A 19,274-nucleotide genomic window follows, 5' to 3' on the forward strand; every position below is an offset into this window, starting at 1 on the left:
GGCTGGATAAGGCGGCAAAAAATTAGCGCGTCTCGCCGTTGCTGGCAATCACCTCTTTATACCAGTTAAAGCTCTTCTTACGTGAGCGTGACATATCGCCAGTGCCGTCGTCATGCTTATTCACATAGATAAAGCCGTAGCGCTTGCTGTACTGTCCGGTGGTGAAAGATACGCAGTCGATGCAGCCCCACGGAGTGTAGCCCATTAGATCCACGCCATCATAGGTCACGGCTTTCATCATTTCTTCGACGTGGGCACGCAGATAGTCGATACGGTAGTCATCGTTGATGCTGCCGTCTTGTTCCACTTTGTCGTAGGCGCCAAACCCGTTTTCCACGATAAACAACGGTTTCTGATAGCGTTCATACAGTTCGCAAAGCGCGTAACGCAGACCCGTCGGGTCAATTTGCCACCCCCAATCCGAGGCTTTCACATGTGGATTTGGGACACTGCCTTCGAAGCCGGAAATGGCATCGCCACTGCCGCCTTCGGCTTTCACGGCGTTGGTCATGTAATAGCTGAAACCAAGATAATCACAGGTTCCTTCACGCAGAACCGCGTCATCTCCTTCTTCCATTTTGATGTTAAAACCGCGGCGTTCCCATTCGTTCAGCACATAAGAGGGGTAGTAACCGCGAAGCTGAACGTCGGTAAAGACATAGCGCTCACGCATGGATTCCTGGGTGAACATGACATCTTCGGGTTTGCAGGAGAAGGGATAAAGCGGCACCATCGCCAGCATACAGCCGACTTTCATTGCAGGATTAATACGGCGCGCCGCTTTCACTGCCAGAGCGCTGGCGACAAACTGATGGTGCAGAACCTGATACAGGCTCTCTTCCGGGTTTTCATGTTCGGTGTAGACCACACCGGAACAGCAGTAACCAAACAATGGCGCGCGCCAGTTCCGCTGATTGTTTATCTCGTTGAAGGTCATCCAGTATTTGACTTTGTGCTGGTAGCGTTCAAACACCACTTCAGCGAAGCGCACAAAGAAATCCACCACCTTACGGTGAGTCCAGCCTCCGTACTGTTGTACCAGATGCAACGGCATTTCGAAGTGGGAGAGGGTGATAACGGGTTCGATATTGTATTTGAGCAACTCATCGAACATGTCGTCGTAGAATTGCAGCCCTTCTTCGTTCGGTTGGGTTTCGTCACCTTGTGGAAAGATACGGGTCCAGGCGATCGAGGTTCGAAAGCATTTAAAGCCCATTTCTGCGAAGAGCTTAATATCGTCTTTGTACCGCCCATAGAAATCGACCGCTTCGTGGTTGGGATAGTATTTTCCCGGCACCACGTGCTGGGTGATTTCACGCGGAACGCCGTGTGCGCCGCCGGTCAGTACGTCACAAATACTTGGGCCTTTGCCGCCTTTGTTCCAGCCGCCTTCAACCTGGTGGGCAGCGACTGCGCCGCCCCATAAGAAATCTTTCGGTAAGGTGAGTTTTTTCATCTGGGCTCAATCTCAAATTAATGATCTTCTGATTTTGAGTCTAACAAAGGGAATTGAAATGTCACGATATAACAAAATAGCCGCGTTGTGACTTGTTACATCGAAAAAACAAATTGTTTTTTTACGCTAATTTTTTCGCCAGTTTACGGCCTAATGTTTCAAGAATATAAATGACAGGGATCTGTGTTGTAATATCATAAACACCGGCAATACGCGTTTGCGGCACATGCCAGGAGAGATTAAAGTCGGCCAGTTTTGCCAGTGCGGAGTGTTCATGGCTGGTAACAGACAATACTTTGCAGTTATGCAGGCTGAACTGGCTGGCAAAACGCAGGATCTCTGCGGTTTCCCCAGAGACTGAAAGCACGATCGCAAGGGCATTTCTGGCCATATCATTGGTGACAGGGAAATAAGGATCATCAATGTGGTTACTGAATTTCCCAACGTTTGAGAAAAAGCGCGCACCATATTTAGCTAAGGCGCCGGAGGTTCCGGCACCGACGAATATAATTCGCTCGGAAGATAAAATAATCTCTACCGCCTGATCGAGTAATTTATCAAACTCGTCATTATTCACACTTTTAAAAAAACTGATAATTTCGCTTGCACCGAAATTAGCCTGTTGCGGTTCATTCTGTTCTAAATATAATTTAAACCGTACGCGAAACTCAGAGTAGCCATCACAGTTCAGTTTGCGGCAAAAGCGCAGCACCGTGGTGGTCGAAACCCCTGCAGCGTCAGCCAGTTCGCGAATAGTCATGTAGACGATGTTATCGCGATTTTTGATGACATAGTTGTAGACCAACATCTCAAGATTGTTGAGACTGGCGATGGCAGCGTGGGAGAACATACTCACAATGGCAATACTCACTCATCAGACTTCATCTTCAGGAAATAATAACATGCAGCCAAACGACATCACTTTTTTTCAGCGCTTTCAGGATGACATTTTGGCCGGGCGGAAAACCATTACCCTCCGGGACGCCTCAGAGTCTCATTTTAACGTGGGGGATGTTCTGCGCGTGGGGCGCTTTGAAGATGACGGCTATTTCTGCACCATCAAAGTCACAGGAACCTCTACCGTAACCCTGGACACGATCGGTGAAAAACATGCGCAACAAGAAAACATGTCTCTTGATGAGTTGAAGCGGGTGATTACCGAAATTTACCCTGGGCAGTCACAATTTTATGTGATTGATTTTAAATGCCTTTGATTGTTGAGAACAGTTGTTAGTTGAAAAAATTAATTTAATTGCATGATTTATAATGCTTATTTTAAACTGGATATTTATTTGAGCTAACAGGTGTTCACTGGAACCATTCTCAGTTACGCTAGAGAGGCAATCACGAACGTGAACGTTTCTCCGGAGTAGCTCATGGCTGAAAAACCTTTAATTAAGCAGGGATATTCTCTGGCAGAAGAAATTGCCAACAGCGTTAGCCACGGTATTGGGTTGGTATTTGGTATTGTGGGTCTGGTTCTGCTGCTGGTGCAGGCTGCAGACAGCCATGCCAGTGTCACGGCAATTACCAGCTATAGCCTGTACGGCGGCAGCATGATTCTGCTGTTTCTCGCCTCTACGTTGTATCACGCAATCCCCCATCAACGAGCGAAAGTGTGGTTGAAAAAATTCGACCATTGCGCGATTTACCTGTTGATAGCGGGGACTTACACACCGTTTCTGCTGGTAGGGTTGGATTCACCGCTGGCGCATGGACTGATGATCGTTATCTGGAGTCTGGCGCTGCTGGGAATACTGTTCAAGCTGACCATCGCGCATCGGTTTAAAGTGCTCTCGTTGGTGACGTATCTGACGATGGGGTGGCTGTCGCTGATTGTGGTGTATCAGCTCGCGGTCAAACTGGCGGCGGGTGGCGTGACGTTGCTGGCGGTCGGCGGCGTGATTTACTCGCTGGGTGTGATTTTCTACGTCTGCAAACGCATTCCTTATAACCATGCAATCTGGCACGGTTTTGTGCTGGGAGGCAGCGTCTGCCATTTCCTGGCGATTTATCTGTATGTCGGACAGGCATGAACCGTTGTTGCCGGATAGCGTTTGCGCTTATCCGGCCTGTAAAAGCACATCGTAAGCCGCCATCCGGCATTAATATCTTATTCTTCCAGCGAATACGGCAGCGGTTCAATGTGCAATGTGTTGGCATCGTCGCGAACGCGAAATACGCTGTCGGCTTCCATGTCGTTATTCATCACAACTTGTACCCGCAATCGGCCATCGTCTAACTGTACTGCGGCGAGAACCGTACCGGTACGACGCCAGTTTTCACCCATCTGCAGTTCAAGATCGTCACCCGCTTCCGGCACCCGACTGGCAACCCCCACCAGAGACCACAGCGCCCGTTTGTTCGCGCCACGGAATTTCGCACGAGCAACCATTTCCTGACCGGTATAGCAGCCTTTCTTAAAGCTGATTCCTCCCAGCGCCTGAAGATTGGTTGCCTGAGGAATAAACTGTCCGCTATTTACCGTGTCAATGACCGGGATACCGGCTTCAATATCCAGCGCAAGCCACTGCTGGCTGTTGTTAAGCGCGGCTTCGCCACGTAATTTTTCGGTCAGGGTTTCTGCCGTGGCGACATCGGTTACCAGCAGGAAGCGCTCTGACGGATGTTCAAACCACAGCAACGTAGACGCCCCTTTCGTTACTACCGGGTTTTCGGCGTCCGGCAGTTCACTAAAGAGAGGTGCCAGTGCTGCGCGTGCCTGAAACCCAGCGACGCCAAGCAGAACGCGTTCATCATCAGGCGCAATGACGACTTTAGAGAACACGGCGTACTTTTTCAGTTCAGTCAGTTGGGCATCGCGCAGACTGCGGCGCTCAATCCAGGCAAATCCATCGCCATCACGGAACAAACGAAGAGTGCTCCACATTTTTCCTTTGGCATCGCAATGGGCGGCCAGGACATGGTGATGCTCTGTCAGTTGACTTACGTCGGCAGTGACCTGCCCCTGGATATATTTTTCGCAGTCTGCGCCGGTAATGGTGGCCAGCGCCCAGTCATCTAATGTTACCAACGTCAGAGGCAAACGCGCCGATGCTGAAGGCTGACGAGGAGGAAAAGGTGTAAAAGCCATAATAATGTCCTGATTTGCTTAACGCCGTAATAATGACTAATGGTAAAAGAGCTATTGCCCATTGCAAGTGCTTTAGACATTCCATTTGTGCCCTTTCGTCTGCTTTGCGAAGCGCCATGCAAAATGGATGACGCATTTGAGGCTATGACTTTTTATTTAGCGATCGTGCTTCCGATGATGGAGATTCCCGCAAAAGAACATGAAAAACACGTTACAATAGCCGGGTACTTCATTTTCGCGAGACAGGAAGAAGAACATGGATATTAACAATAAAGCACGTATTCACTGGGCATGCCGTCGTGGTATGCGTGAGCTCGACATTTCCATCATGCCGTTTTTCGAACATGAGTACGATAGCCTCAGTGATGATGAAAAACGCACTTTTATTCGTTTGCTGGAATGCGATGATCCGGATTTATTTAACTGGTTAATGAATCATGGTAAACCGGCAGATGCAGAACTGGAGCAGATGGTGAGACTCATCCAGACACGGAATCGGGAACGTGGTCCTGTGGCAATCTGATTTACGCGTCTCCTGGCGCGCACAGTGGTTGTCCCTGCTTCTTCATGGGTTGGTTGCCGCATTGATTTTGTTGATGCCCTGGCCATTGAGCTATACCCCTTTGTGGCTGATATTGCTCTCACTGGTGGTGTTCGATTGCGTACGCAGCCAGCGGCGTATCAATACCCGTCAGGGCGAGATTAAATTGCTGATGGATGGGCGTTTGCGCTGGCAGGGGCTGGAGTGGGCGATTCAGAGTGCACCCTGGATGCTCAAAACGGGAATGATGTTGCGTTTGCGCTCGGATAGCGGTCGACGTCAGCATTTATGGCTGGCGGCGGATAGCATGGATGAAAAAGAATGGCGTGAGTTGCGTCGGGTAATGTTGCAGCAAGCGGAACAACAGAAGCACTGACGAACGGGCGGAATGCCTGGTTCGTCAGTGAGAAGCGTCAGAAAGCGATCTTTTAACGGCGCTGGTTTCAGGAATAGTGTTCAGCCATCTCACTGAGAATTTGCTCACACCAGGCCTGAATGCGCTCGTCGCTAAGGTCGTACTGATTGGTTTCATCCAGCGCCAGACCGACAAACAGTTGCCCATCGGCAATCACCGGTTTAGGGCTGGTGAACTCGTATCCTTCCGTTGGCCAGTAGCCGACAAATTTCACCCCTTTGGTGGCGAGTTTGTCATGCAACATGCCAAGCGCATCCAGGAACCATTCACCGTATCCCAACTGGTCGCCCATGCCGTAAAGCGCGACGATTTTGCCTTCCAGATTGAGAGAGTCCAGTTGTTCCCAGACGGCTTCCCAGTCCTCCTGAATTTCACCGAAATCCCAGGTAGGGATACCTAAAATGAGCACATCATACTGCTCCATTAAGGTAGGGGCGTCATCCTTGAGGTTGTGCAATGTCACCAGCTCGGGCCCCAGAATATCGCGGATTTTTTCTGCCGCCATTTCGGTGTAACACGTGCTGGAACCGTAAAAAAGACCCATGTTCATTACGTAACATCTCGATTCTGCTGTCGTTGCCGGTAGTGTACCAGAATCGCTGCATTCACGGCACAATGAGGCATAATGCATCAAAAATGAGAATGGAATAAGGGGCGAAAGTGGAGCAGGATCTCGCACGTATCGAACAATTCCTTGATGCGCTTTGGCTGGAGAAAAATCTGGCGGAAAATACGCTGAGCGCCTATCGACGCGACCTGACCATGCTGGTGGAGTGGCTCGCGCACCGCGACGTGTCACTGGAGACGGCGCAAAGTGACGATTTACAGGCGTTGCTGGCAGAACGGATGGACGGTGGGTATAAAGCGACCAGTACCGCGCGATTGCTGAGTGCGGTACGACGGCTTTTCCAACATCTTTATCGCGAGAAGATACGCGCTGACGATCCGAGCGCGACGCTGGCGTCGCCTAAACTCCCGCAGCGGTTGCCGAAAGATCTCAGTGAAGCGCAAGTTGAGAGATTATTACAGGCGCCCGTGGTTGACCAACCGCTGGAGTTACGCGATAAAGCCATGCTTGAAATTTTGTATGCCACAGGGCTGCGAGTTTCTGAACTGGTGGGGCTAACAATGAGCGACATTAGCCTGCGCCAGGGGGTTGTGCGGGTCATCGGTAAGGGAAACAAAGAACGGCTGGTTCCGCTGGGCGAAGAGTCAGTGTACTGGCTGGAAACGTATCTCGAGCATGGCCGTCCCTGGTTGTTAAACGGCGTGTCGATTGATGTTTTGTTTCCCAGCCAACGTGCGCAGCAGATGACGCGCCAGACGTTCTGGCACCGAATTAAACACTATGCCGTGCTGGCGGGGATCGACAGCGAGAAATTGTCGCCACACGTTTTGCGTCACGCCTTTGCCACGCATTTGCTCAATCATGGCGCGGATTTACGCGTTGTGCAGATGCTGCTCGGGCATAGCGATCTCTCGACGACGCAAATCTATACTCATGTCGCGACCGAGCGCTTGCGTCAACTTCATCAACAGCATCACCCCAGAGCGTGAATGCTGACAGGAAAGGATAGGTTATGAAAAAAAGTATTGTGATGTTCACCCTGCTGGCGACGGCGTTTACGGGTATGGCCCATGCCGACGACGCCGCGATAAAACAGTCGCTGGCTAAACTGGGTGTACAGAGCACTGAGATTCAGTCGGCGCCGGTTGCCGGAATGAAAACGGTGATGACCAACAGCGGCGTGCTGTACGTGACTGAAGACGGTAAACACATTATCCAGGGGCCGATGTATGACGTCAGCGGCGCCCATCCGGTCAACGTCACCAATAAATTGCTGATGAATCACCTGAACGCGCTGGAAAAAGAGATGATCGTCTATAAGGCGGCGCAGGAAAAACACGTCATTACCGTTTTCACCGACATCACCTGCGGCTACTGTCACAAGCTGCATGAAGAGATGAAAGACTATAACGCGCTGGGGATCACCGTGCGTTATCTGGCCTTCCCACGCCAGGGGCTGGCAAGCCAGGCTGAGCAAGATATGAAGTCCATCTGGTGTGCAAAAGACAAAAATAAAGCCTTTGATGATGCGATGGCGGGCAAGAGCGTCACTGCTGCCAGTTGCGACGTGAATATCGCTGACCATTATGCGCTGGGCGTGCAGTTTGGCGTCAGCGGTACGCCGGCAATCGTGTTAAGCAACGGCTATGTCGTTCCCGGATATCAAGGCCCGAAAGAGATGAAAGCGTTTCTTGACGAGCACCAGAAACAGACCAGCGGTAAATAATTCGCGTGAAACAACAGATACAACTGCGTCGGCGTGAAGCCGATGAGACGGCTGATCTTCCCGGCGATTTGCCACCTTTGCTGCGACGTTTGTACGCCAGCCGGGGAGTGCGTTGCGCGCAGGATCTTGAGCGTAGCGTTAAAGGCATGCTGCCGTGGCAGCAACTGAGCGGTGTCGAAAAGGCCGTTGAGATCCTCTATAACGCCTTTCGCGAGGGAACGTGCATTATCGTCGTGGGTGACTTTGATGCGGACGGGGCGACCAGCACCGCGCTCAGCGTGCTCGCAATGCGCGCGCTGGGCTGTGGCAACATCAGCTATCTGGTGCCTAACCGCTTTGAAGATGGGTATGGTTTAAGTCCAGAAGTGGTGGATCAGGCGCATGCCCGTGGCGCGCAACTGATCGTGACCGTGGATAACGGCATCTCCTCCCATGCGGGCGTGGAACATGCGAAAGCGCTGGGGATCCCTGTTGTCGTCACCGATCACCACTTGCCGGGCGACACACTGCCCGCCGCAGAGGCCATCATCAACCCGAATTTGCGGGACTGTACTTTTCCGTCAAAGTCACTGGCGGGCGTCGGCGTTGCGTTTTATTTGATGCTGGCGCTGCGGACGTTCCTGCGTGATAAAGGGTGGTTTGACGAGCGTGGCATTGCGCCGCCGAATCTGGCGGACTTGCTTGATCTGGTCGCGTTAGGGACGGTGGCGGACGTGGTGCCGCTCGATGTGAATAATCGCATTCTGACCTGGCAAGGATTAAGCCGCATTCGGGCGGGCAAGTGCCGTCCGGGTATTAAAGCGCTGCTGGAGATCTCTAATCGCGATCCGCAAAAACTGGCGGCCAGCGACCTGGGTTTTGCCCTGGGGCCACGACTCAATGCGGCAGGCCGACTGGATGATATGTCCGTTGGCGTGGCGTTGCTACTGTGCGACAACATTGGTGAAGCGCGCGTATTGGCCAACGAACTCGATGCGCTGAATCAGACCCGCAAAGAAATAGAACAGGGCATGCAGGCTGAAGCGCTGACGCTGTGCGAAAAGCTGGAGCGCAGCGGTGAAACGCTTCCCGGCGGTCTGGCGATGTACCATCCCGAGTGGCACCAGGGGGTCGTTGGGATTCTGGCTTCTCGTATTAAAGAGCGTTTTCACCGCCCGGTGATTGCGTTTGCCCCTGCGGGCGACGGCACCCTAAAAGGGTCTGGTCGTTCGATTCAGGGACTGCATATGCGCGATGCGCTGGAGCGTTTAGATACGCTCTATCCGGGCATGATGCTGAAGTTTGGCGGTCATGCGATGGCGGCAGGGTTATCCCTCGAGGAAGCCCAGTTTGAACGCTTCCAGCAACGTTTTGGCGAACTGGTCACCGAGTGGCTGGATCCGGCGCTCTTGCAAGGTGAAGTGGTTTCCGACGGGCCGCTCAGCGCGGATGAGATGACGATGGAAGTGGCGCAACTGTTGCGCGATGCCGGGCCGTGGGGACAAATGTTCCCTGAACCGTTGTTTGACGGACGTTTTCGCCTGTTGCAGCAACGGCTGGTGGGGGAGCGTCATCTGAAGGTGATGGTCGAACCCGTCGGTGGTGGCCCATTACTCGACGGCATTGCGTTTAACGTCGACACGACGTGCTGGCCGGACAACGGTGTGCGCGAAGTGGAACTGGCCTACAAGCTGGATATTAACGAGTTCCGCGGCAATCGCAGTTTACAGATTATCATTGATAACATCTGGCCGATTTAGCATCACTTTCACTGTAATTAAAGGGCGAAATCCGCTACTATTCCGCCCTTATAACCGCATTTTGACTCGTCCAATAAAAGAAATCAGACCATGTTTGAAATTAATCCGGTAAATAACCGCATTCAGGACCTCACGGAACGCTCCGACGTTCTTAGGGGGTATCTTTGACTACGATGCCAAGAAAGAGCGTCTGGAAGAAGTAAACGCCGAGCTGGAGCAGCCGGACGTCTGGAACGAACCTGAACGCGCTCAGGCGCTGGGGAAAGAACGTTCTTCCCTTGAAGCCATTGTCGATACGCTCGATCAAATGTTGCAGGGACTGGAAGATGTTTCCGGCTTGCTGGAACTGGCTGTAGAAGCCGACGACGAAGAAACCTTTAACGAAGCCGTTGCTGAACTTGATTCGCTGGAAGACAAACTGGCGCAGCTGGAATTCCGTCGTATGTTCTCCGGTGAGTATGACAGCGCGGATTGCTACCTCGACATTCAGGCGGGCTCCGGCGGTACTGAAGCGCAGGACTGGGCAAGCATGCTGGAGCGTATGTATTTGCGCTGGGCAGAAGCGCGCGGCTTTAAAACAGAAATTATCGAAGAGTCAGAAGGTGAAGTGGCAGGGATCAAATCCGTGACCATTAAGATCTCTGGCGATTACGCGTATGGCTGGCTGCGTACCGAAACAGGCGTTCACCGTCTGGTGCGTAAGAGCCCGTTCGACTCCGGCGGTCGTCGCCATACGTCGTTTAGTTCTGCGTTTGTTTACCCGGAAGTGGACGATGATATCGATATCGATATCAACCCGGCTGACCTGCGTATCGACGTCTATCGCGCATCCGGCGCGGGCGGACAGCACGTTAACCGTACGGAATCCGCGGTGCGTATCACCCACATTCCGACCGGGACGGTCACCCAGTGCCAGAACGACCGTTCTCAGCACAAAAACAAAGACCAGGCCATGAAGCAGATGAAAGCGAAGCTTTATGAACTGGAAATGCAGAAGAAAAATGCCGAGAAACAGGCGATGGAAGACAATAAATCTGACATTGGCTGGGGTAGCCAGATTCGTTCATATGTCCTTGATGACTCCCGCATTAAAGACTTGCGTACCGGGGTTGAAACCCGTAACACGCAGGCGGTGCTGGATGGCAGCCTGGATCAATTTATCGAAGCAAGTTTGAAAGCAGGGTTATGAGGAACCAACATGTCTGAACAACACGCACAGGGCGCTGACGCGGTAGCCGATCTTAATAATGAACTGAAAACGCGCCGCGAGAAGCTGGCTGGCCTGCGCGAGCAGGGTATCCCGTTCCCGAATGATTTCCGTCGCGATCACACCTCAGACCAACTGCATGCTGACTTCGACGCGAAAGAAAACGAAGAGCTGGAAGCGCTGAATATCGAAGTATCCGTAGCGGGTCGTATGATGACACGCCGCATCATGGGTAAAGCGTCTTTTGTTACGCTGCAAGACGTCGGCGGCCGCATTCAGCTGTACGTTTCCCGTGACGATCTGCCGGAAGGTATCTACAACGAGCAGTTCAAAAAATGGGATCTCGGTGACATCCTCGGCGCGAAAGGTAAGCTGTTCAAAACCAAAACGGGTGAACTGTCTATCCATTGCACCGAGCTGCGTCTGTTGACCAAAGCGCTGCGTCCGCTGCCAGATAAATTCCACGGTCTGCAGGATCAGGAAGCACGTTACCGTCAGCGTTATCTGGATCTCATCTCTAACGATGAATCCCGCAACACCTTTAAAGTGCGCTCACAGATCATGGCGGGTATCCGTCAGTTCATGGTGGGTCGTGGCTTTATGGAAGTTGAAACCCCGATGATGCAGGTGATCCCAGGCGGCGCTGCAGCACGCCCGTTCATCACCCATCATAACGCGCTGGATCTGGATATGTACCTGCGTATCGCGCCGGAACTGTATCTGAAGCGTCTGGTGGTCGGTGGTTTCGAACGCGTATTCGAAATCAACCGTAACTTCCGTAACGAAGGGATCTCCGTTCGTCATAACCCAGAGTTCACCATGATGGAACTCTACATGGCGTATGCGGACTACAAAGATCTGATCGAACTGACCGAATCTCTGTTCCGTACGCTGGCGCAGGACGTTCTCGGCACCACTGAAGTGCCTTACGGTGAAGAAGTCTTCGACTTTGGTAAACCGTTCGAAAAACTGACCATGCGTGAAGCCATCAAGAAATATCGTCCAGAGACGAATATGGCGGATCTGGACAGTTTCGATTCTGCTAAAGCGATTGCCCAAAGCATCGGTATCAAAGTAGAGAAGAGCTGGGGTCTGGGCCGTATCGTGACCGAGGTCTTTGAAGAAGTGGCGGAAGCGCACCTGATTCAGCCGACCTTCATCACTGAATATCCGGCAGAAGTCTCTCCACTGGCGCGTCGTAACGATGACAACCCAGAAATTACTGACCGCTTTGAATTCTTCATCGGTGGCCGTGAAATCGGTAACGGTTTCAGCGAGCTGAACGATGCTGAAGATCAGGCGCAGCGTTTCCAGGATCAGGTTAACGCGAAAGATGCGGGCGATGACGAAGCGATGTTCTATGACGAAGACTATGTGACGGCTCTGGAACACGGTTTGCCGCCGACGGCGGGTCTGGGCATTGGTATCGACCGTATGGTGATGCTGTTCACCAACAGCCACACCATCCGCGACGTGATCCTGTTCCCGGCGATGCGTCCGGTTAAATAAACCTCACGGCGTCAGATAAATCCAACCCCGGCAAATGCGTCGGGGTTTTTTATTTTTGGTGGCTGTAATGCAACAATGCTTCACGCGCTGCATCGTTTGATGCCTGCATCACCATCCACGGACTGAACGCCCACGGCGCGGCGCCAATCCCATCCAGAACCTTCTCCAGCGCGCTCCACTGGTATTCCATCACCTCATCGTTATTCACGCTGAGTTCGCTGACCATTCGCGCCGCATAGACCGGACACACTTCGTTCTCCACGATCCCGTTTGGATCGGTTGCACGGTATCGAAACGCCGAATAGACGGGGGTCAGGCTGGAAATCTCCACGCCCAGCTCAAAACGGCAGCGTCGAATAATGGCGTCTTCAGTGCTTTCTCCTTGCTGTGGGTGGCCGCAAACCGAATTCGTCCAGACGCCAGGCCACGCTTTTTTCGCTAGCGAGCGGCGGGTGACCAGAAGCTGGCCCTGCGCGTTGAACAACCAGCAAGAGAAGGCGAGGTGTAAAGGGGTATTGAGGGTGTGCCCCGCATATTTTTCCAGTGTACCGGAAGGCCTGGCCTGCTCATCCAATAAAATAATGTGTTCCTGTTGCATGATGTCTCGCAGTGAATGTTAAGCACACACCATTATAGGGCATGAAATATCGCGACAGAATGATTTCTCACGAAAGTCTGTGATGGCGAGGAATTACGCCCCCCGCGTCATTTGACGCGGGGGTCAGGAGCAAAAGAGGGGTCAGAAAAACAGCAGCATGAAATTGAACCGACTTTCAATACCCAGAGCAATACCTTCAGAAATGGCGGGTATTGAGATAAGCATCAGCAGCAGAACACTCAGAATACAGCGCAATAAAATATGCATTTTATTCATCCTGCTGGTTTTTTTTCAGTTTGCGCATCAGTAACCACATACGGACGGTTCTGACCTTTAATTTCTTATCGGAGATCGATTCTTGCGCCAGCTCGGTGTGATGCTGATAGCCGTTAAAGAAAACATTCAATACCACGGCGCTGACCGTTGCCAGCATAATGCCGCTGTGGAGTAGCGGCTGGAGAACGGCGGGTAGCTGGGAGAAAAAGTCATGGGACAGCGTGGGTGTCATGCCGACGCCAAGGCTAATCGCCACAATGTAGAGGTTGTAACGATTGGTGGTGTAGTTACAGCGTGACAGAATGCGGATCCCGGTTGCCAGCACCATGCCAAACATCACCAGACCCGCGCCGCCGAGGACAAATTGCGGAATTGAGGCGACCAGGACAGCCATTTTAGGCACCATGCCAAACAGAATTAAAATGATACCGGAAGCAATGCAAACCCAACGGCTGTGCACGCGCGTCACGCTGACCAGACCGACGTTTTGTGAAAATGAGGTATGAGGGAAGCTGTTAAAAAGGCCGCCAATAATTGTGCCTACGCCGTCCACGCGCAGCCCGCGAATAATGTCTTGTGAGGAGAGTTTACGCCCAACAATTTCCCCGAGCGCCAGGAACATCCCCATCGATTCAATAAAAACAATGATCAGTACTGCCGTCATCGTCAGAATTGAGACGGGATCAAAAACCGGTGTGCCAAAGGCCAGCGGTGTCACAATCGCGAACCATGAGGCATCGTGCAGGCCTGACAGATTAACTTCATTCATCATCCACGATAATGCAAAGCCAAATACAATGCCGAGTAAAACGGCAACGTTGGACATAAAACCTTTGGCATAACGTGTAATGAGTAAAATAAAAATTAATACGGCAAAAGAAATGCCTAGATATATCGGGTTGCCATATTCAGGATTTCCTTTCCCTCCCGCCGCCCAGTCGATGCCAACCTGAATAATACTCAGTCCAATAGAGGTAATCACCACGCCGGTCACCAGTGGGGGGAATAATGGCATTAAACGACCGATTAGCGGTGCGAGTAACGTTGTGATAAAACCCGCAGCAATTGTCGCGCCAAAAATACCCAGCAGACCGATATCCGGATTCATACCGATAGCAATCATTGGCGTAACGGCGGCAAACGTAACCGACATAATCACTGGCAGGCGAATTCCCATAAAGCGACCGATGCCGATACATTGCAAAAGCGTAACGACACCACAGCAAAAAAGATCGGCGCTAATGAGCAGAGCAATTTCCGCTTTGCTGAGCCCGAGTCTGTCGCCAATCATCAGCGGTACCGCAACTGCGCCAGCGTACATGACCAGAACATGCTGGAGACCGAGTATGAAAAGTTTTCCTGGAGAGAGTATGCGGTCAACCTCATCGGTAGGGCGGTTTTGACCCGAGGATGAGGGCAATTGAGAATCTATGGCGCTCATGCGTTTTCTCCTTTAACTCGCCTGAGTAAAAAGCAACCGTTTACGCTTGCTAAAACAGTAAAAGGACATGCTCGTGGGATGCCAGTTTTAGTCTGTGTGGATAGGTATAGGGTGGAAATGCGGAAGGAGTCACATTATGGTGAATGTTGGGAACATTGGATAAAGAGAGACGGCCTGGATTTGATCTTTTGTTATTCTCATATTGATAACTCTTTAATCATTATGGGATCGGGTGATTCATTTTTATTACCCAGGCAGCCTGTATTTTACCGGCTATTTCTGTGGAATTTTAAGAATCATCAATGAGGTTAATTAAAGAAAGATTCACCGCTATTCATTTTTTAGTTTGATGCAAGTTGCAACGTATCAAATAACGTTCACTGCTCGCAAAGATATGCCCGTTTATTGCCTCGCGGTATCTGAGCTCGAACTGCCTGCCGGGTGACAGGCGGTCTGACGGACATTCACAGGGACAGGCTCCGTGCAGACTTGCGCGGAGCCTGTGTTTTTATATCGCCCATCCACCCGCATAAAATGCGACCAGCGCGATGGTGATGATGACGGTTCCGATATTCAGCTTATGCCACTCGCGTGAGAAAACGCGCCCCACGACCAGGGTGACAAAACCGAGCATAATCCCGGTAACGATGTTGCACGTCAGAACGATAAAGACGGCGCAAACCAGTCCGGACATAGCATCAATGAAGTCATTGAAATCCAGCTTCGATACGTTACTCAACATCAGTAACCCCACATACATCAGCGCGGGGGCGGTTGCGTAGCCAGGGATCAGATACGAGAGCGGTGATAGAAACAGAATCAACAGGAACAGACAGCCGACGATAGTGGCGGTCAGCCCGGTTTTGCCACCGGCAGCGGTGCCCGCCGCAGATTCGATATACACGGCGGCAGGTGCGGCGCCCACCAGTCCGGAGAACACGGAGCTAATGGAGTCACTGGTCAGCGCCTTACCGCCATTGATTATCTGGTTGTCTTTGTCTAACAGATTCGCCTGACCGGCGACGGCACGGATAGTACCGGTGGCATCAAACACCGCAGTCATGACCAGCGCCAGCACGCTAGGTAATACCGCTGGCTGTAATGCGCCCATGATATCAAGACTGAAAATCAGTGATTTTCCATCTTCACCGCTCAGGCTGGGCATCGCCACCAGGCCATGGTATTTGACTGCGGGATCAAAAATCAGGCCGATAACCGAGATGGCGATAATGACCAGCAGGATCCCGCCAGGGATGCGACTTTTCTCCAGACCAAAAATCACCGCCAGTCCCAACAGGCTCATCAGAACCGGAAATGAGGTGAATGCCCCGAGCGCCACCGGCAGCCCTTCCAGCGGATTTTTAATGACCATACCGACACCGTTAGCCGCGATGAGTAGCAGGAACAGTCCAATTCCGATCCCCGTACCATGGGCGATCCCCATCGGTAGATTACGCAGGATCCAGGTGCGTATGCCGGTGACGGAGATGGCGGTAAAAATAACCCCCATCAGGAAGACAGCGCCGAGGGCGACAGGAATACTGATGTGTTGCCCCAGCACCAGACTAAATGCAGTAAAGGCGGTAAGAGAGATAGCACAGCCGATCGCCATTGGCAGGTTTGCCCATAGCCCCATCAACAATGAGCCGAAACCCGCAACCAGACAGGTGGCGACGAAAACGGCGGCGGGTGGAAAGCCCGCTTTACCCAGCATTCCGGGGACAACGATGACGGAATACACCATGGCAAGAAAAGTGGTTAATCCGGCCAGCACCTCCTGGCGAACCGTGCTACCCCGGGCTGAAATTTTAAAATAAGCATCCAACGCGCCGCGAGATTTCGGTGAGTCGGTGTTTTGCAGTAGATCTCCAGACATAATAATGTCCTCAGCAGAATGTGAGTGTTACATCAGGTCCGTTCGTAAACCAGACGACCATCGACATAGGTGCGATAAATCGAGCGATCGTCGCCCAACGTCATCATCACGAACAATTTGTCGACCAGAGATACCGAGTTGTCATAACGCAGTTGTTGAAGAGGCGTCGCCGTGGGCTCCAGCACCACGAAGTCCGCCTCTTTGCCCGGAATAAAATTGCCGATCAGGTTGTCGAGCCCCAGTGCTTTCGCTCCGCCCAGTGTGGCAAGGTAAAACGCTTCATAGGCCGAGAGTCGGTATCCCTGCAATTGCACGACCTTGTAGGCTTCGTTCAGCGTTTGCAGCATGTTGAATGTTGTTCCTGCCCCAATGTCAGTCCCCATGCCGACTTTAATTTTCTTACGCCAGGCTTTTTGCAGGTTGAATAAACCGCTGCCGAGGTAGAGGTTGGAGGTTGGGCAGAAGGCGATGCTTGAACCGGTTTCACTCAGGCGATCCCACTCTTTTTCCTCCAGATGTACGCAGTGGGCGAAAACGCAATTTTTACCGGTTAAACCGTACTGGTGATACACATCCAGATAGCCGTCATGGTCAGGGTAGAGTTCTTTCACCCAGGCAATTTCGTCTTTGTTTTCACATAAATGGGTATGCACCCAGGTATCGGGGTACTCTTCCCGCAGGCGCTGAGCCATCGCCATCTGCTGTGGGGAGGAGGTCGGTGCGAAGCGCGGCGTGATGGCGTACAGCAGACGACCATTTTTGTGCCAGCGTTCAATCAGATCCTTACTTTGCAGGTAACTGCTTTCGGCATCATCCAGCAGATAATCCGGCGCGTTACGATCCATCATCACTTTGCCAGCAATCATGCGCATATTGATATGGCTTGCGGCTTCAAACAGCGCATCTACCGATTGGGGATGAACCGTGCCGAAGACCAGAGCGCTGGTGGTGCCGTTACGTAATAACTGCTTGATGAAAAAAGAGGACATCTCGCGGGCATATTCCAGATCCTTGTAGCGGCGCTCTGTGGGGAAAGTGTGTTTGTTCAGCCATTCCAGCAACTGCTCGCCATAAGCGCCCACCATTTCGCTCTGTGGATAGTGGATATGGGTATCGACAAACCCCGGCACGACCAGTTTTCCGCGATAGTCGCGGATGCGAATGGAGTCAGGGATTTGATGTTTTCCCTTTTCCCATTCGCCAAACCACTCGACTTTCCCGTGGCGGATAAGCAACAGCCCGTCTTCAATAAACCGTAGCGCCGATGCGATTTCTTCGGGGTCTTCGACGGTACGAGGGACATCAATAAAGCTGCCCCGTACTGCTTTTAACGTCTGTTCTCCTGACATCGTAAACTCCTTTACAGTTAATCCGTCTCATCCACAGCCGCGATGCCCGATAAGACTTCTTCTTGTCGGTAGCCGCCGGGGAGAATGATATTCAGCAGAATGGCTGTCAGCCCGCCTGCGCAGATGGGGTTTTCCACTAACACATAAATGGTGGCAGGCAATATTTTGAAAATTTCCGGGTCATAGGAGACGCCAAGCCCAAGTCCTAGCGAGGTGGCGACAATCAGCGTTTCCCGGCGTTTAAGCCCGTTGGTGATAATGATGCGGATCCCGGCGATCGCAATCATCGAAAACATTAACGTCATTGCGCCGCCAAGTACCGCCGAAGGGATAGTGGTAAAGAACCCGCCGATCATCGGGAATAACCCGAGGATCACCAGCATCACGGCGATCGAGCGTCCGATATAGCGTGAAGCGACGCCAGTCATCTGAATCACCCCGTTGTTCTGTGCGAAGGTCGTTAACGGCAGAGAACCCACTGCCGAAGCGATGACGGATACCAGACCGTCCGCCAGCACGCCCCCTTTCAGGCGTGACTGATATTCGTCTCCCTGAATCGGGCGTCTGGACACCATTGCCGTCGCGGTAATATCACCCACCGCCTCCAGCACGCTCAGTAAGTAGATGGTGCCGACGACCAGGAAGTGATGAAAATTGAACTGAAAACCATATTTGAAGGGGTGCGGTATGGTGACCAGCGGCAGGTTCTGCATACTGCGAAAGTCCACCATACCAAGGCATAAAGAGACGATATACCCAACGCACAGCCCAATCGCGATACCGCCCATTCGCAGTAGCGGGCTGCGACAGCAGTTGAATCCGATGACCACGACCAGTACCAGCAAACCGACGCCAATATTTTCGTAATTCCCGTATGTACCGCTGCTTTTTGCCGCGAAACCGCCGCCAAAATCGATAATGCCGACCTTAATCAGGCTCAGGCCAATCATCAGCACCACAATACCGCTGACGGTTGGGGTTATCACTCTGCGCAAATAAGGCAGGATAAAAGAAGAACCCACCACCAGAAAGGCGCCGACGAAGGAAACACCGAGCAGAGACGACATGATCAACTCTTCATGAAAACCGTCGCTTTTCATACTGCTGCCAAGCGCAATCATGACCGTCACAAATGAAAAGTTAACCGACTGAATGGAGAGTAAGCCGGAACCGACAATACCGTAGCGGTTTACCTGTAGCCATGTGCCGATGCCGGATGCGATCATCGCCATTGAAACCAGATAGGCGGTCGTTTCAGCAGAGAGCTGTAGCGCGGTGCCAACGATTAATGCTGGCGTCACCATCGGCACGAAGATGGCCAGCAGATGAGTGATGGCGGCAATAATGGCCTGGTGAAAGGGAGGGCGATCCTCCAGTTCGTAAATAAGATCTGAGCCTGCACGCGTTAAATCAGACATCCCTTCACTCCTTATAAGCAAATTTGATCATCTGAGTCAGCAGGATTAAATTCTGGGAATT

At 52.0% G+C, this 19,274-nt stretch carries 20 protein-coding genes; 10 read left to right on the forward strand and 10 right to left on the reverse strand.

Translation table 11 applies throughout. The features are described from left to right. Positions 1-22: 22 nt before the first annotated feature. Both bglA and ACO7SM_RS03735 read right to left on the reverse strand, forming a co-directional pair. On the reverse strand, positions 23-1,456 hold the full coding sequence (gene bglA / locus ACO7SM_RS03730) for a 6-phospho-beta-glucosidase BglA (RefSeq protein ID WP_490469737.1): 1,434 nt from the start codon (positions 1,454-1,456) through the stop codon (positions 23-25). A 121-nt stretch (positions 1,457-1,577) separates the two neighbouring features. Further along, positions 1,578-2,306: a MurR/RpiR family transcriptional regulator gene (locus ACO7SM_RS03735; protein WP_490470860.1), complete on the reverse strand. Its 729-nt coding sequence runs from the start codon at positions 2,304-2,306 to the stop codon at positions 1,578-1,580. 52 nt (positions 2,307-2,358) lie between these two features. On the opposite strand from ACO7SM_RS03735, the gene yqfB reads away from it, so the two are divergent. Together yqfB and trhA are read left to right on the forward strand one after the other, a co-directional pair. Next, entirely contained in the window at positions 2,359-2,670 is a 312-nt protein-coding gene (gene yqfB / locus ACO7SM_RS03740; protein ID WP_490469738.1) for a N(4)-acetylcytidine aminohydrolase, read from the forward strand. 162 nt (positions 2,671-2,832) lie between these two features. After that, a complete protein-coding gene (trhA, locus tag ACO7SM_RS03745; RefSeq protein WP_301699375.1) occupies positions 2,833-3,492 on the forward strand; it encodes a PAQR family membrane homeostasis protein TrhA in 660 nt (219 codons plus the stop codon). Between the two features lie 77 nt (positions 3,493-3,569). Here the strand turns inward: trhA and ygfZ are convergent, their stop codons facing one another. After that, positions 3,570-4,550, reverse strand: a complete 981-nt coding sequence (gene ygfZ / locus ACO7SM_RS03750) for a tRNA-modifying protein YgfZ (protein ID WP_490469739.1) — start codon at positions 4,548-4,550, stop codon at positions 3,570-3,572. 39 nt (positions 4,551-4,589) lie between these two features. Between ygfZ and ACO7SM_RS03755 the strand changes: the two genes are divergently transcribed. From ACO7SM_RS03755 to ACO7SM_RS03765, 3 genes are read left to right on the forward strand one after another with little or no spacing between them, the layout of a single operon-like run. Further along, positions 4,590-4,817 carry a hypothetical protein gene (locus ACO7SM_RS03755; RefSeq protein WP_490469740.1) on the forward strand — a complete coding sequence of 76 codons (228 nt, stop codon included), beginning with the start codon at positions 4,590-4,592 and terminating at the stop codon, positions 4,815-4,817. Beyond that, positions 4,807-5,073: an FAD assembly factor SdhE gene (gene sdhE, locus ACO7SM_RS03760; protein ID WP_490469741.1), complete on the forward strand. Its 267-nt coding sequence runs from the start codon at positions 4,807-4,809 to the stop codon at positions 5,071-5,073. The genes ACO7SM_RS03755 and sdhE overlap by 11 nt, the downstream gene beginning before the upstream one ends. Continuing rightward, a complete protein-coding gene (locus tag ACO7SM_RS03765; RefSeq protein WP_490469742.1) occupies positions 5,054-5,467 on the forward strand; it encodes a protein YgfX in 414 nt (137 codons plus the stop codon). Before sdhE ends, ACO7SM_RS03765 begins: the two co-directional genes overlap by 20 nt. Positions 5,468-5,534: 67 nt before the next feature. Here the strand turns inward: ACO7SM_RS03765 and fldB are convergent, their stop codons facing one another. After that, complete coding sequence (gene fldB / locus ACO7SM_RS03770; RefSeq protein WP_490469743.1) at positions 5,535-6,056, reverse strand: flavodoxin FldB; 522 nt, start codon at positions 6,054-6,056, stop codon at positions 5,535-5,537. A 110-nt stretch (positions 6,057-6,166) separates the two neighbouring features. Between fldB and xerD the strand changes: the two genes are divergently transcribed. The 5 genes from xerD to lysS all read left to right on the forward strand — a co-directional run bounded on the left by xerD (position 6,167) and on the right by lysS (position 12,255). Next, positions 6,167-7,063 carry a site-specific tyrosine recombinase XerD gene (gene xerD, locus ACO7SM_RS03775; protein ID WP_490469744.1) on the forward strand — a complete coding sequence of 299 codons (897 nt, stop codon included), beginning with the start codon at positions 6,167-6,169 and terminating at the stop codon, positions 7,061-7,063. 23 nt (positions 7,064-7,086) lie between these two features. After that, on the forward strand, positions 7,087-7,800 hold the full coding sequence (dsbC, locus tag ACO7SM_RS03780) for a bifunctional protein-disulfide isomerase/oxidoreductase DsbC (protein WP_490469745.1): 714 nt from the start codon (positions 7,087-7,089) through the stop codon (positions 7,798-7,800). Between the two features lie 5 nt (positions 7,801-7,805). Further along, the gene (gene recJ / locus ACO7SM_RS03785) at positions 7,806-9,539 is read left to right on the forward strand and encodes a single-stranded-DNA-specific exonuclease RecJ (protein WP_490469746.1); all 1,734 of its coding nucleotides are present in this window, start codon (positions 7,806-7,808) and stop codon (positions 9,537-9,539) included. A gap of 90 nt (positions 9,540-9,629) precedes the next feature. Next, a protein-coding gene (gene prfB, locus ACO7SM_RS03790; RefSeq protein WP_490469747.1) for a peptide chain release factor 2 occupies positions 9,630-10,728 on the forward strand; the annotation gives its coding sequence in 2 pieces (ribosomal slippage) (positions 9,630-9,704 and positions 9,706-10,728; 1,098 coding nt in all). Between the two features lie 9 nt (positions 10,729-10,737). After that, entirely contained in the window at positions 10,738-12,255 is a 1,518-nt protein-coding gene (lysS, locus tag ACO7SM_RS03795; RefSeq protein ID WP_490469748.1) for a lysine--tRNA ligase, read from the forward strand. Between the two features lie 49 nt (positions 12,256-12,304). Here the strand turns inward: lysS and idi are convergent, their stop codons facing one another. From idi to ACO7SM_RS03825, 6 genes are all read right to left on the reverse strand, one after another. After that, entirely contained in the window at positions 12,305-12,853 is a 549-nt protein-coding gene (gene idi, locus ACO7SM_RS03800) for an isopentenyl-diphosphate Delta-isomerase (RefSeq protein ID WP_490469749.1), read from the reverse strand. A 141-nt stretch (positions 12,854-12,994) separates the two neighbouring features. Then, on the reverse strand, positions 12,995-13,120 hold the full coding sequence (locus ACO7SM_RS03805) for a hypothetical protein (RefSeq protein WP_238929190.1): 126 nt from the start codon (positions 13,118-13,120) through the stop codon (positions 12,995-12,997). A gap of 1 nt (position 13,121) precedes the next feature. Beyond that, entirely contained in the window at positions 13,122-14,570 is a 1,449-nt protein-coding gene (locus tag ACO7SM_RS03810) for a nucleobase:cation symporter-2 family protein (protein ID WP_490469750.1), read from the reverse strand. A gap of 508 nt (positions 14,571-15,078) precedes the next feature. After that, positions 15,079-16,446 (reverse strand): guanine/hypoxanthine transporter GhxQ, encoded by a 1,368-nt coding sequence (gene ghxQ / locus ACO7SM_RS03815; protein WP_490469751.1) that lies wholly within the window; start codon positions 16,444-16,446, stop codon positions 15,079-15,081. Positions 16,447-16,478: 32 nt separating this feature from the next. Then, positions 16,479-17,795 carry a guanine deaminase gene (gene guaD / locus ACO7SM_RS03820; RefSeq protein WP_490469752.1) on the reverse strand — a complete coding sequence of 439 codons (1,317 nt, stop codon included), beginning with the start codon at positions 17,793-17,795 and terminating at the stop codon, positions 16,479-16,481. Between the two features lie 17 nt (positions 17,796-17,812). Then, positions 17,813-19,213, reverse strand: coding sequence for a nucleobase:cation symporter-2 family protein (locus ACO7SM_RS03825; RefSeq protein WP_490469753.1), 1,401 nt, complete (start codon positions 19,211-19,213; stop codon positions 17,813-17,815). Between the last annotated feature and the right edge of the window lie 61 nt (positions 19,214-19,274).

The sequence above is a fragment of the Citrobacter sp. LJND-P06 genome, assembly GCF_058188415.1.

What these genes read in the sequence shown, in the direction of transcription:
- ACO7SM_RS03735 (WP_490470860.1), bottom strand. Translation starts at nt 2,306, where the DNA reads ATGTTCTCCCACGCTGCCATCGCCAGTCTCAACAATCTTGAGATGTTG.
- sdhE (WP_490469741.1), top strand. Translation starts at nt 4,807, where the DNA reads ATGGATATTAACAATAAAGCACGTATTCACTGGGCATGCCGTCGTGGT.
- bglA (WP_490469737.1), bottom strand. Translation starts at nt 1,456, where the DNA reads ATGAAAAAACTCACCTTACCGAAAGATTTCTTATGGGGCGGCGCAGTC.
- yqfB (WP_490469738.1), top strand. Translation starts at nt 2,359, where the DNA reads ATGCAGCCAAACGACATCACTTTTTTTCAGCGCTTTCAGGATGACATT.
- ghxQ (WP_490469751.1), bottom strand. Translation starts at nt 16,446, where the DNA reads ATGTCTGGAGATCTACTGCAAAACACCGACTCACCGAAATCTCGCGGC.
- dsbC (WP_490469745.1), top strand. Translation starts at nt 7,087, where the DNA reads ATGAAAAAAAGTATTGTGATGTTCACCCTGCTGGCGACGGCGTTTACG.
- fldB (WP_490469743.1), bottom strand. Translation starts at nt 6,056, where the DNA reads ATGAACATGGGTCTTTTTTACGGTTCCAGCACGTGTTACACCGAAATG.
- guaD (WP_490469752.1), bottom strand. Translation starts at nt 17,795, where the DNA reads ATGTCAGGAGAACAGACGTTAAAAGCAGTACGGGGCAGCTTTATTGAT.
- ACO7SM_RS03825 (WP_490469753.1), bottom strand. Translation starts at nt 19,213, where the DNA reads ATGTCTGATTTAACGCGTGCAGGCTCAGATCTTATTTACGAACTGGAG.
- ACO7SM_RS03805 (WP_238929190.1), bottom strand. Translation starts at nt 13,120, where the DNA reads ATGCATATTTTATTGCGCTGTATTCTGAGTGTTCTGCTGCTGATGCTT.
- idi (WP_490469749.1), bottom strand. Translation starts at nt 12,853, where the DNA reads ATGCAACAGGAACACATTATTTTATTGGATGAGCAGGCCAGGCCTTCC.
- trhA (WP_301699375.1), top strand. Translation starts at nt 2,833, where the DNA reads ATGGCTGAAAAACCTTTAATTAAGCAGGGATATTCTCTGGCAGAAGAA.
- lysS (WP_490469748.1), top strand. Translation starts at nt 10,738, where the DNA reads ATGTCTGAACAACACGCACAGGGCGCTGACGCGGTAGCCGATCTTAAT.
- ACO7SM_RS03755 (WP_490469740.1), top strand. Translation starts at nt 4,590, where the DNA reads ATGGTAAAAGAGCTATTGCCCATTGCAAGTGCTTTAGACATTCCATTT.
- ygfZ (WP_490469739.1), bottom strand. Translation starts at nt 4,550, where the DNA reads ATGGCTTTTACACCTTTTCCTCCTCGTCAGCCTTCAGCATCGGCGCGT.
- ACO7SM_RS03810 (WP_490469750.1), bottom strand. Translation starts at nt 14,570, where the DNA reads ATGAGCGCCATAGATTCTCAATTGCCCTCATCCTCGGGTCAAAACCGC.